Below are 12,713 nucleotides of genomic sequence, written 5' to 3' on the forward strand. Positions count from 1 at the left end.
ATCATCGCCAATCCTCCAGCCCATTGGAAGAATTGAATCAGCAGTTCATGCGGCGATCAAGGATGAGTTTTTCAACAAAATAAGCCCAAAGTGTATGAAGCAGCGAACTGAACTAAAAGTCCGCTATCAGTCAGATAAAGCAGGGCGCCCGAAGCAGGAAGTTGATCCGCTTGGACTTGTCTGGCATGAATTGAGCTGGTGGGCTCGGACGTTGGTTTGCGCCCTGAGAGCCTATTCATTCGGACAATGAAACAACCGCAAACTCAGTATGCATTCGCAGACGACATTGCCATCGCGTACCAGGTGATTGGCGATGGACCTATAGATGTCGTGTATAGCCAAGGTTGGCTGACCAATATCGAATATGCTTGGCAAAGCTCGCACTATGCGAATTTTCTATCCAAACTCAGCCGGTTTTGCCGATTAATTTTCTACGACAAGCGAGGGACCGGTCTTTCTGAGCGCAATGTTGGCTTTCCAACGCTGGAGCAACGCATTGAGGACATCACCGCTGTGCTCGATGCCATCGGTTCGGATCAGGCAGTGTTACTTGGTGTATCAGAAGGCGCCAACATAAGTGCATTATTCGCAGCTACTTACCCAGAGCGTACACGAGCTGTCATTTTGAGTGGAACATCAGCTAAAGGTAGTTGGGCTCCAGACTACCCTTGGGCGCCGACACAGCAGGCTACTGAGAATACGATCAGCTATCTCCGCGAAAACTGGGGAAGTGCATTTGGGCTCGATGAAGCCGCGCCAAGTATGGCAAAAGATGCTGAGGCATGTGAGTGGTGGGGCGGCTACATGCGCAATTCGGCAAGTCCAAAAACTGCGGAGCTAATAACCCGATTGAACGCGGAGCTCGACATTCGTGAAATCTTACCACTGATCGATGCCCCTACGCTCATAGTTAATCGCGAAAATGATGTCTGGCATCCAAAAGATGAGGCGCAATTCGTGGCCGACCTTATTCCCAATTCGGTTTTGAAGTTCGTTCCCGGCATTGATCACCTGGTCTGGTATGGAGATCAGGACCGGGTGATAAACGAAATCGAAGAGTTTGCGACGGGCCAAAAAACCGTCACTCCAAGCGAGCGGGTGCTGCTGACGATATTGATGACAGATATCGTAGGTTCCACAGAACTGGCCGCCAGTTTGGGTGATGATCAATGGCGTGCCTTGCTAGACCAACATGATGAGATCGTGCGTCGACAGCTGGGAATTTACGATGGCTCTGAAATCAACACTACGGGGGATGGGTTCATCACCGCTTTCACAGGACCGACCCGTGCAATTCAATGTGCTCACGCAATAAACTCTGACTTGGCCAAGACCAAGTTAAAAGTGAAGGCCGGTATCCACACTGGAGAATGTGAAAGACGTGGCGGTGATATTGGCGGGCTGGCAGTTCACATTGCAGCGCGAATTATGGACACTGCATTACCGAGCCAGATACGGGTTTCAGGCACAGTGAAAGATCTGGTCGTTGGCTCCAAACTCGAGCTTGCATTCATCGAAAACCAACCACTCAAAGGTTTGCCAGGAGAGTGGTCATTGTATGAAGCCCATCAGGAACTTCATTGAAGCTGATCGCGAAGACGAATTGATGGATTGCCGAGCGCTAGGTTGAGTTGGTTACTTTCAACCCCTAGCGGCTTTCCTGGGTAAAGCTGACCTTTTGCGACACGCTCTGAATGACAGAAAAGTCCGCGGACGGTGAGTTCGTCGACGACCAGATTTCGCAGTCGCAGCGAATGGCGGCAATGCGGGCTGTGACCGCAGCATTCTGACCAGTGGGTGAATGGCCGGAATGGGCCGTCCTCGTAGCTTCCTAATTTCATTGGCAGCATCTACGTTAGCTGGAGCGTCTAAACCTTAAGTGCCACTTTTTTCAACAAATCGACAATTTGATTGCGTTCTTCCTTAGAGAGCATTCCAAGCGTCTCTTCATTGACCTGTCGTACGACGTTCGGAAGTTGTGTCGCTTTCTCACGCCCCGCATCCGTCAAGAAGATCAGAAATGACCGTCTGCTGTTTGGATCGGGCCTGCGCTCGGCATAGCCGGCTTCGACCAATGCATCGATATTGCGGCTGGTAAAATACTCTGGAAAATTGAGCTTTTCCCCCAATGTGCGCTGGTTGATCCCGTCCTCATCCGCAAGCAGCATGAGGTTGGCAAAGACTTTCACATCGACATCCACATCTTTTAGCGCGCGCTTCATCTTGGCGTCGATGTCGCGGGCTAACGTCTGGATCAGAAACCCAAAACTGTTTTCACGGATATGCTTGGTGCTTTTCATTTGCGTCATCAGGAATGCACTCCTGATCATGGCCTTAACCCCTAATCTTGCAGCCTGCAAGTGTTGCAGAAACTTTTGCATTTACAATTCTTGTAAGTGCAAGTATTGCGATTACAAGTCAAGACATACCCCGAGTCGCATAACGTTGGCTTTTTGACGCGCGGTCCTTGGCTGATTGAATGGCAATTAGGAGTAAGGGTGATGCTGAAGTGGCAAGGTGTATTGGCGATCGTAGGTCTGATCGCAGTATTTTCCGTACTTCACGTAGTTTTTGCGCCAGATATGCACGATCCAAGAGCAACCGGAACAACGCTGCTTGGTGGAATTGCGTTTCTGCTGATGACCTGTTCGATCGTACTGTCCACTCGCGCACCGGTGCTGGAAGATTGGTTTGGCGGGCTGGATCGCATGTATCAAACACACAGGGTTATCGGCGTGCTTGCTGCGTTGTTTGCGCTCGTGCATTTCTTTGGAGTGCCAAAAGAGCTTCCTGCAGGAGTTGATCCAGCCCTAAACCCGCTGGTGCCATCCGCGCCTCTTGGCATGTTGGGGCTGATCTTCCTTGTGATCGGGTTGTTCATCGCGCTGAACCGGAAGATCCGGTATTCGTTCTGGCGCCCGACGCACAAGATCATGGCGCTAGTTTACATCCTGATCGTCGGACACTTCTTCACAGCGCCGCAAATATTTTTTGTGCAGTTCAGCCCTTCTGGCCTCCTCCTGCTGGCTGCGGCAGGGCTTGGCGCTGTGAGTCTGGTTTACTCGATTTTTGGCATGAACAAGCGCACGGCTTTCCCATACACGATTGAGGCCGTCAACGCGCTTGAGCGGGCCACGGAAGTAGTCCTGAAGCCGACCGGGCCGCATCTTGATTTCAAACCCGGTCAGTTCGCCTTTGTCGAGATTGCGGGCAAAGGGTGGAGTGAACCACATCCATTTACCATTTCAAGTGCGCCCAGTGACGGCCACCTGAAGTTCACAATGAAGGTTCTGGGCGACTGGACGCGTAAAGTTCGGGAAGAGTTGCAACCCGGTGGTCATGTCAATGTGCGGGGTCCCTATGGCCGTTTTGATGCCACCCGCGCGGGCGACAAACAAATCTGGCTGGCGGGTGGTATCGGGCTGACACCGTTTCTGTCGAAGATCCGCGCGATGCAGCCCGATGACAAGCGTCAAATCCACTTGGTCTATGCAGCGCGAGAGGCGCAGGATGCCATTTTCCTTGATGAGCTTAGGGACCGGGCCGCGCAATTGGGGATTGTGACCTTGGTGCCGTTGTTCTCGGATGAGGGAAACTTTGCACGGGTCGATATGATGAAGCAGAAACTGCCCGACCCGTTGGACAGCTATGACTATTTCATGTGCGGCCCGAAACCGATGGTCGATGGCCTCATGAAAGACCTCAAGGCCGAAGGTGTTCCGCGCCGCAAGATACACACCGAAGCATTCGAATTCCGTTAAACCTCTGGATTCAAGCCGAAACACCATGAAAAAGCTTCTCTCCTTCATCGCCGAAATCGGAACCATCATGTATGTGGGCGGTATCCTGTCCCACATCGTGATCGGAGCGATCAATGCACATCCGACGCCGGAAACTGCTGCATTCATCTATGACTACAAACTGCAAAGTGCCTACATCCTGATCCTGCCAGGTCTTGGGTTGAAGATCCTGATTGATCTGATCCTGTTCTTTGGGTTCGGCGAGCGCGCCTGGTGGATGCGGATCAAGCTGGCAATGACGGCGTTTCTGACGATCAACGCTTTTGTCTTCCTTGTGCCGATGATGCCGGACTTGTTGGAACTGGCCAAAGCATCGATCCCAGATGGTACGTTGAGCCAGACATTTCTGGATCTTGAGCACACCGAAAAGCTGGTCGGAATGTCGAACGTTATCCCGTTGGTGACGGAAATGATCATGGGCGCATTCAAACCCCGTATTTCCAAGTCCGAGCGCGCGCAATCAGCGCCAGCCGCATGACGTCAGATCTGTACGCAATGCAAATTTCACTCATTCCCCAAAGATGATGAGGAATAGCCCATGAACCTTCGCCCCCTGTTGTTCCTCCCCCCTCTGGCAATCGGAGTCGGCGGGTTCATGTGGCTGACCAGTCCGAACGAAACGGAAGTTGTTCCACCTACGGAAACGGTGACCGTCGTACGCGCGATGACCGTAACCCCGTCTATGGCGGTTCCGACCGCTTCTGGTTACGGCCGCGTGACAGCCGAGGACAGCTGGCAGGCGATCTCGCAGGTGGACGGGCGTGCAGAATATGTTGCGCCCGGCCTAGAGGTCGGGTCGGTCATCCCGCAAGGTACCGAGATCGTCCGCGTTGACCCACGCGATTACGAAATTGCGTTGGCCCGCGCCACGGCAACTCGTAACAGCGCGCAAGCAGCATTGGATGAGCTGGAGGCAACCGAGGCGAACACGCTGTCAACAATTCAGCTGGAAACACGGATTCAAGAGGTTCGCAAAGCCGAACTGGATCGCCAGCAGGAACTGTTGGATCGCGGCAGTGCGGCTCAGGCAACGGTCGATACTGCTGTCAGGGAACTTCTGGCCCAGGAAAAGATGGTTCTCAATCTGGAAAACGCGTTGCGCTTGCTCCCTGCGCAACGCGCTTCGCTGCAGGCGACGATCGACACCCGTGTTGTCGAGATCGAAGAAGCCGAGCGAGCGCTGGCCAACACGTCGATAAAAACACCACTCTTGGGACGTGTCATTGCCAGTTCGGTGTCACCGGGGCAGTTCGTTCGCTTCGGTGACACCCTTGCGACAATTGAAAGCACAGCTGCCTCAGAAGTGACGGCAGAGTTCCAGACCAGGGTATTAGGCAATCTGTTCACGATGCTTGAGGGTGTTCGGCCGATCGAGGCGATACAGGGCATGGACGTGTCCGATGCGTTTGACGTGCTCAAAAGGTTCGACCTTCAGGCCGAAGTGCGCATGTCAGTGGCAAGTGATGTCTATACTTGGCCTGCCGAGTTAATCCGGTTCGATGGCAGCGCCGATCCGACAACAGGCACGGTCGGCCTTGTAGTGCGTATCGAAAATCCAAGCCTGCCTGACCCAAATAGGCGTGGGCCTCCGCTAACAAATGGCATGTTTGTCGAAGTTCGCCTGTCTGCCCCGGACCCGATCGAGGCGTTGCGCATTCCGCGGGCCGCTGTTTATTCGGACCAAGACATCAGGTTTGTCTACGTCGTCGATGACCAATCCCGGCTGGCGCGGCGTGATGTCGAAATCGGGTCAATTCAGGATGACGAAGTTATCATCACCGGAGGTTTGTCCACACAGGATCAAATTGTGCTGTCTGATCCGCGTCCCGCAGTTATCGGTATGCTCCTTGAACCCATCGAGACAGCTTCGGGTCAGAGATCATGATTTCGTATTTCACGCGCCACCCGGTTGCCGCCAATCTAATTCTGATCGCTGTCTGCCTGATCGGCATATCCACTCTAATAGAGATGGAGCGTGAGAGCTTTCCAGAATTCACAGCGTCCGAGGTTTCGGTTTCGGTCGAATTCCCGGGGGCTTCCGCAAGCGACGTGGACGAGCAGATCTGTTTGGTGCTGGACGATGCGCTTGGGGCAGTGAACAACCTTGAAGACTTCGAATGCCTGTCTGTTGAAAACCTGGCCACTGCGACGCTGACCATGGCTGAAAACGGTGACATCGGACAGTTCTACAACGACATCTCGTCCGAGGTCTCAAGCATCAATGACCTGCCCATCGAGGCCGAGCTGCCGTCGGTCAGTATTCTGGGTCAAACCGAAGTGATTGCTTCGGTCGCTGTTTCGGGCGTGGATAGCCACGACGGGTTAATCCAATATGCCGACGCCTTTGCGGAAGAGCTGGCCTACCTGCCAATGATCGCAACAGCAGAAGTCACCGGGGTATCCGAAGCCGAGTTTCGTATTTCCTTCGACCAACTTGCTCTCCGTCGGTTCGGGCTGAGCCCGAAAGATGTAGCCGACGCGGTCGAAGCACGCAGTTTGCGGGCACCATTGGGAACAGTCGCCACGACCGGTCGCGAAATCACATTGCGCTATTTCGATGCGCGCCGGTCTGCGGTCGATCTTGAAAACCTCGTTCTGGTCGAAACGTCCGAAGGCGGCATCGTACGGCTGACGGACGTGGCAGACGTAACTCTGACCGAAGCGTCGCCTGAACAGCAATCCTATATCGACGGGGACCGTGCGGCGATTATTCAGGTGAGTAAGCGCAAGACAGATGATGCTATCAAGGCATTTGCAGAGGTCGCCGACAAGATTGCACTGGAAGAGGCCCGCTTTCCGGACCCGTTCCGCATCACGGTGGTAAAAAACCTGACCGAGACAGTAGAAACCCAAATCAATCTGGTGCTTGGAAATGCGGTTCAAAGTCTGATCCTTGTCGTTCTGGTCATGTGTCTGTTTTTCTCTTTTTCCGAAGCTATCTGGATTTCTTTTTCTCTGCCGTTTTCGTTTCTGGGTGGGGTATTCCTGATGGGCCTTGTCGGGGTGACCATCAACACGATCTCATTAATCGGGTTGTCGATGGCGATTGGTCTGATCATGGACGACAGCATTGTCATCGCCGACAACATTGCCAAATGGCGCCAGAAGCTTGGCCCCAAAGAAGCTGCCATCAAAGGTGCCACCGAGGTCATGCCGGGCGTCCTGTCTTCTTTTTTGACAACGGCCTGCGTCTTTGGTCCGCTGATGTTTTTGTCTGGCGAGACCGGCAAGGTTCTTCAGGTCATCCCAATCGTGTTGCTGCTGACCATGATCACCAGCCTGATCGAGGCTTTTCTGATCCTGCCTCATCACATGAGTCACACGCGCGCCGACGCAGCCAAAAACGCGAAACGGTTTGTTCCACGCTTGTTGGATCGTGCACGGGACGGGTTCTTCATCCCTGTGGCCTCAGTACTGCTACGGTGGCGCTACGCTACGCTTGGGTCGGTCTTTGCCATCCTGATCCTCAGCATCGGCATGCTGGCCTCGGGTCTGGTCAAAGTTGTCGGGTTTCCTGAAACCGAAGGAGACACGATTGAAGCTCGCATTGCCCTGACGTCCGGGTTACCAATCCAGCGCACCCAAGACGCGGTAGCCCAGATCATTAAAGGGCTGGAGCGCGTGGATGCAGGGCTGACACCAAACACCGAAGGAAGTCAGCCACTGGTTGAACGTATCCTTGTCCAATACTCGGTTAACCAGGACGTCAAAGACACCGGCGTATACACGGCGACGATTACGGCCGACTTGCTGGAAAGCGATCTGCGCAATGTGACAGCAAATGAAGTTCTGGCCTTGTGGAAGCAGGCGTCGGGGCCGTTGCCGGATATTGTTCAAAGCAATTTCACCCAGATTGCGGCTGGCCCCGGAGGGGACGATCTGGATGTTGAACTTGCATCGCACGACCTCGAGCAATTGGAAGCTGCGAGTGACGAATTGCTGAAGACATTGATCGCGCGTGACGATGTGACCGAAGCCTATCAGGACTTTTCCAAGGGTCGGTCGGAAATTCGACTGTCCCTGACGGAGTTCGGCTATGTCACCGGTCTGACACCTCAAGCCGTCAGCACCCAACTGCGTGCAGCGTTTTCGGGTACTGAGACTGATAGTTTTCGTCAGCAACTTTCGGATGTCAGCATTCGGGTTGAATTGGGGGACACGGTGCCAACCCTTGCCGATCTGGAACAATTCCCGATTGCGGTGGCCGGTGGCGAGCAGGTGGTTCTATCAAGCATCGCCGATATCGAGTTGACACAGGCCTATGCGCAAATCACGCGTAAGAATGGTCAGGCAATCTCACGCATTATTGGCAAAATCGACCGGCGGGCCACGACTTCGACCGTAATTTCGGGGCTTATTACCGATCAGCTTGGGCCGGAGTTGCAACAGAAATACCCGGATGTCACGATCGGGATTGGTGGCGCGACTGAAGAGCAGCAAAAGACACAGGCCTCAATCTCCAGCGCATTGCTGACTGGTCTGGTCGGCGTCTACTTGATCCTCGCGTTCCAGTTTCACAGCTACACTCTGCCGTTCATGATCATGCTCAGCATTCCGTTTGCGCTGATCGGTACCATCCTTGGGCATTTTGCGCTGGGAATAGATATCTCGATGCCCAGCTTCATTGGTTTCGCCTCACTTGCCGGGATAGTTGTGAACAATGCCATTCTGTTTCTGACCTTCTTTGAAGATGAAATCGAAGACGGCGATTATCTGACGGCAGCTATTGAAGCGGTCCGGCACAGGTTCCGGCCTGTTGTTCTTTCTTTTGCGACAACGTTTGCCGGTCTGATGCCGATGCTCTTTGAAACCAGCCCTCAGGCCCAGGTTCTTGTGCCGTTGGTTGCAGCTGTTGCGTTTGGCCTTTTGGCATCCACTTTGCTGGTTATTTTCGTGTTCCCAACGGTGCTCGGAATCTATTTCGATTTCGTGGACGTCAATAAATGGCGGGCCAGCAGACAAGAACAGGATGAACGCACACTGGCAGCGGTTTCTGCCTCATAGACAAAACGCAGTATGGTTCGCAACTTTCTGTTCAACTACCTTGGCCTGTTTCGCGCACTGGCGAGCGCTTTGACTGATGGCCGGTCTTTGCATTTGCTCGCCATGTCGGCATCTTTGGTGTTCGTTAGCACAAGCTTCTACGTTTTGGTCGAAGGTTGGAGCATTCTGGATGCGGCCTATTTCTCTGTCATCACCATGTCGACCGTTGGATATGGGGATATCGCGCCAATCACGGCAGTGGGCAAGGTTTTCACCATGATCTTCACTGTCGCCGGGATCGGGATTTTTGTTGCCACGATAACGACGGTCGCCTCGATTTTTGTGGGGAACTTCAAAGTCCGAAAATAGCCAGAACTTGCTGGAGGATTGTTAAGATCTATGGAAATCCTCTGTTCAAACGAATTGCCGACGCATCATGGATTCCACCCAGCCTGGCGCAATTGGTTCATCAAGTTCTCAGCGTCCTCAGGGTTGCGAAATAGCCGAAACATGAACTCTTCTATGCGGCTGTCCGGCCAGGCTTTCTTGTACTCCTGAACGCGTTTTTGCGCCTCTGCCGTTTTCCCGGACGCCTGTAGTGAAGCAATCAGATGCGCTGTGTTAATCTCGCTGACGGGTTCGCCAGAGGCCGCTGCATCCATCAGGTGATCAATCGAATCTTCGTAGTTCCCCAAATAATAATTGGCGTTGCCAAGAACATTTCGCCACGGGAACCGCGATCCTTGACGGTTTTCATGAATTTTTGGATCTGAACTCGCGACGGCTCTTTCAAAGTCTCCCGAGAAGAACGCAATGATCGCGTCAAATTCCAGAACGATTAGATCATTCGGATCCAATTCCACCGCGCGAACCGAGAACCTGTTTGCTTCGTCAAACTCCCTCTCAAACATCAAAAGCGTTGCCATGGCCGACTGGCTCCATGCCTCTGACGGTGCCAAACGCATTGCTTCTTCGGCATAGTGCCGGGCTTGTGCCAGCATCTGTTCGCGATCCGGCCCTTCGGGAGCCAATCCTCCGAAGAACGTAGCCGCCTGTGCCGCCCCGGCATAACCACCGAAGTAATCTGGTTTTAGCTCGATCGCTTTTTCGAAAAGTGTCAGTACCGCCAATAGTCGAGTTGGCTGAGTGGCAGGAAACAGCAACGATCGCGCATCTTCCGCAATATTGCGGGCCTGAAGCGCAGCAGGGGATGCTTCGAATAATACCGCGCGCTCGACTTGCTCGCGCTGGTCTGGATCGAAACTGGACAGCTGGGTTGTTTTTTCTGTCCGAAAACCAAAGAAGACGGCTGCAAACCCCACGAAAAGAACAACGATCGCGCCAACGACCATTCCAATCTGAGGCATAGACGACGCTTCGGTCTGCGAATTTGCTGTTGGTGCGTTGGTTTCGAAATGAGGCGCGTAGCCACCCTTAGCGACGTGGATGCGAAGTGAATCCTGTGCACCTTCCTTCAGATAATACGCATCCAGTCTGCGCCTCAGGCGACCAGCGTCGACGCGCACGACATTTGCCGTGGCGATGTCTTTTTCGGATCGGCGTCCGTAAACGTCTTGAGCAATCCGTTTCCCAAGAATTTTGTCGCCTCGACCTTCGATGCTCTCGACCACAATGTAACGCAGGAATTCCTTCAGGCGGTCGGCACCAGCGAATACTTCGCTGGACAAGACACGATCTAACGCATCCCGCACGTCTTCTTCACTTGGAGACCCTAAGGAAGCGTCCTGCATTGTAGTTTGTGTGCCTCCGGTTTTCGAAGTCAATTCCGCGACTTACGTCAGCATGTAACGGTTACATGCCGTTAAAATATATATCTATTCGAATACTGAGTTTAGGCAAGTTCCATGCGGCATCAACCGGAGGCCTGCAATGGAGATAGAAGAGCTGTGGACTGAAGGATTGTCAGAGTGCTTCACCGGAGATTTTGACAGCGTTCGTGCGCTTTTTCTGAGCGACCAGAGCTTTGCTGAGATGTGCCGGGACTTTGTCGAGATAAACAAGCTGAGCAAGCTGGCGGATGCGCATGATCCGCATGTGTACGAGTGCCTGTCAGGACTGAAAGACGAAATGCTCTCTCACTTTGCAAACTCGGAAGTTCAACGGCGCCCCCTGAAACGGTTGAAAACGAATTGAGATCAACGGAGAGACTATGAAACTGACCAAACTCACAATTGTTCCCTTGGTGCTCGCAGCGCATCCGCTGCTGGCGCAGGAGGAGCCGATCATCCACGATTCAGAATACTACATTCTGCTCTCAGAGCATGGTGACCAATGGGCCGAAGATGACGCTGCCGTGGACGCTCGGCTGGCGGAATTTCGTGAAAAGAACGGCGGCAAACCCCCAAACATTATCAATATTCTGATCGATGATTTGGGTTTTGGTGACATGGGAATTCCCGAGCTTAACGCGCTCCGTGGCTATGAGACACCCAACATCAACGATTTCTCGGATGAAGCGTTGCGCATGGTGCGCATGTATACCGAACCGTCTTGTACGCCAACGCGGGTCGCTCAGATGACGGGACGATTGCCGGTGCGGATGGGTATGGGCGATACCGCAGTCGATATCGCTGGTTTCGGATTGCCGGGCACCGAAGTCATCCTGCCAGAAGTGCTCAAAGAAGCGGGTTATGCCACAAGCCATATCGGCAAATGGCATATGGGCGACATCCCAGAAAGCTGGGCCATGAACAACGGGTTCGACTATGCCCAGATGGCTGTGCACCAACAGGGGCAGCTGACTATTTTTAATGACGATGCCATCCGTGAAGGTGTGTCTGTCGCCAACAACGACTATCTACCGAGCTATACGATCGACAGTTACTTTCGACCTGATGCCTCTGCAATGATGACCACGATCGAAGGCGAAACTGGCGGGCCGATCCGAGAAATACGTATGGAACCCGGCGAGCGTTGGAATGCCCAGAAATACGTCGAGATGAACCAAGCCTTCCAGGACAAGGCGATGGAAGAACTCGCTCGTCTCTCAAAGGGCGAAGAGCCATTCTTTCTGCAGTACTGGCCGCTTCTGCCTCTCGACAACACGCGCGCTGGTCGCGATGGCCCTCAATCGCCGAATGGCGGGCTGTATGCCGACCGGATGCAGTTGGTAGATGAGTGGCTAGGGGCCATGTTCGTTTCCATGGAGGAGCTGGGTGTTGCAGAAAACACCATAGTCGTCGTCATGGGTGACAACGGGCACTTCACCAAATACTCACCACAATCGGGCTACACACCGATGATCTTCCGCGGCGGCAAGGCCGACACAACCGAAGGCGGCGTCCGCACGGACGCGTTTATTCGCTGGCCCGGCATGATCGAAGCGGACGGTTTGCTCAACAGTATCGTGCATGTCTCGGATATGTACACGACACTGGCGCGCTTCGCTGGTGCGGATCAGTTCATCCCGCGTGACCGTTTGGTGGATGGGGTCGATCAATCTGCGGCGCTTCTCTTTAGCGATGAGCAAAAAGCGCGTCGGGATCACGTCATCATCTATGCCGATGACAAGCCGAAAGCGATCGTCAAGGATCAGCTGAAGCTCAAGCTGCCGCCTCCTGGCGAAAACCCGATCGTGGCCAAGTTCTACAACCTCTATCACGACACACGCGAAGAATACTCGGTGTCGACAGAAGTCGGTGCATGGGGCGGGCAGGAGTTCGTACGTATTCTGGCGCGACATCAGGCGCGTAAGCAGAACTACCCGGATACACCACCTGCCTTCGGTATGCCCTATGAGGGGGTAGAGAACATCCGGCCTGAAACACAAGCTGCGGTAGACGCATTTGTCGTCCGCCGAGAGGCTCCGAACCAATAAACAGATGCGGTGGCCCATCTTATCGGCCGCCGCATCCAACTCAAACCTGCGATACCAAAATACATCAGCACTTGATCTGAGAAATGGAGCTA

At 53.6% G+C, this 12,713-nt stretch carries 11 protein-coding genes; 9 read left to right on the forward strand and 2 right to left on the reverse strand.

All coding sequences use genetic code 11. The features are described from left to right. Both ACR0JA_RS22490 and ACR0JA_RS22495 read left to right on the forward strand, forming a co-directional pair. On the forward strand, nt 1–250 hold a 250-nt coding region (locus ACR0JA_RS22490), incomplete at its 5' end, for a hypothetical protein (protein WP_480579860.1). Continuing rightward, nucleotides 247–1,584 (forward strand): adenylate/guanylate cyclase domain-containing protein, encoded by a 1,338-nt coding sequence (locus tag ACR0JA_RS22495; protein WP_480579862.1) that lies wholly within the window; start codon nt 247–249, stop codon nt 1,582–1,584. The genes ACR0JA_RS22490 and ACR0JA_RS22495, both read left to right, overlap by 4 nt. 284 nt (nt 1,585–1,868) lie before the next feature. On the opposite strand, the gene ACR0JA_RS22500 is transcribed toward ACR0JA_RS22495, so the two are convergent. Beyond that, nucleotides 1,869–2,381, reverse strand: a complete 513-nt coding sequence (locus ACR0JA_RS22500) for a MarR family winged helix-turn-helix transcriptional regulator (protein WP_480579864.1) — start codon at nt 2,379–2,381, stop codon at nt 1,869–1,871. 120 nt (nt 2,382–2,501) lie between these two features. Here ACR0JA_RS22500 and ACR0JA_RS22505 point away from each other — a divergent pair, with 120 nt between their 5' ends. The 5 genes from ACR0JA_RS22505 to ACR0JA_RS22525 are packed head-to-tail and all read left to right on the forward strand — an operon-like array spanning nt 2,502 to nt 9,152. Then, complete coding sequence (locus ACR0JA_RS22505; protein WP_480579866.1) at nt 2,502–3,761, forward strand: ferredoxin reductase family protein; 1,260 nt, start codon at nt 2,502–2,504, stop codon at nt 3,759–3,761. Between the two features lie 25 nt (nt 3,762–3,786). After that, nucleotides 3,787–4,278 (forward strand): enoyl-CoA hydratase, encoded by a 492-nt coding sequence (locus tag ACR0JA_RS22510; protein WP_480579868.1) that lies wholly within the window; start codon nt 3,787–3,789, stop codon nt 4,276–4,278. Nucleotides 4,279–4,338: 60 nt separating this feature from the next. Beyond that, nucleotides 4,339–5,685, forward strand: coding sequence for an efflux RND transporter periplasmic adaptor subunit (locus ACR0JA_RS22515; protein ID WP_480579870.1), 1,347 nt, complete (start codon nt 4,339–4,341; stop codon nt 5,683–5,685). Beyond that, nucleotides 5,682–8,804, forward strand: coding sequence for an efflux RND transporter permease subunit (locus ACR0JA_RS22520; RefSeq protein ID WP_480579871.1), 3,123 nt, complete (start codon nt 5,682–5,684; stop codon nt 8,802–8,804). Before ACR0JA_RS22515 ends, ACR0JA_RS22520 begins: the two co-directional genes overlap by 4 nt. 12 nt (nt 8,805–8,816) lie before the next feature. Then, on the forward strand, nt 8,817–9,152 hold the full coding sequence (locus ACR0JA_RS22525; protein WP_480579873.1) for an ion channel: 336 nt from the start codon (nt 8,817–8,819) through the stop codon (nt 9,150–9,152). A 65-nt stretch (nt 9,153–9,217) separates the two neighbouring features. Here the strand turns inward: ACR0JA_RS22525 and ACR0JA_RS22530 are convergent, their stop codons facing one another. Continuing rightward, entirely contained in the window at nt 9,218–10,567 is a 1,350-nt protein-coding gene (locus tag ACR0JA_RS22530; protein WP_480579875.1) for a tetratricopeptide repeat protein, read from the reverse strand. 106 nt (nt 10,568–10,673) lie between these two features. Between ACR0JA_RS22530 and ACR0JA_RS22535 the strand changes: the two genes are divergently transcribed. Together ACR0JA_RS22535 and ACR0JA_RS22540 are read left to right on the forward strand one after the other, a co-directional pair. Further along, on the forward strand, nt 10,674–10,937 hold the full coding sequence (locus ACR0JA_RS22535; RefSeq protein ID WP_480579877.1) for a hypothetical protein: 264 nt from the start codon (nt 10,674–10,676) through the stop codon (nt 10,935–10,937). A gap of 16 nt (nt 10,938–10,953) precedes the next feature. Continuing rightward, entirely contained in the window at nt 10,954–12,621 is a 1,668-nt protein-coding gene (locus ACR0JA_RS22540) for a sulfatase-like hydrolase/transferase (RefSeq protein WP_480579879.1), read from the forward strand. Nucleotides 12,622–12,713: the final 92 nt, after the last annotated feature.

This window comes from Ruegeria sp. AM4, from assembly GCF_056540665.1.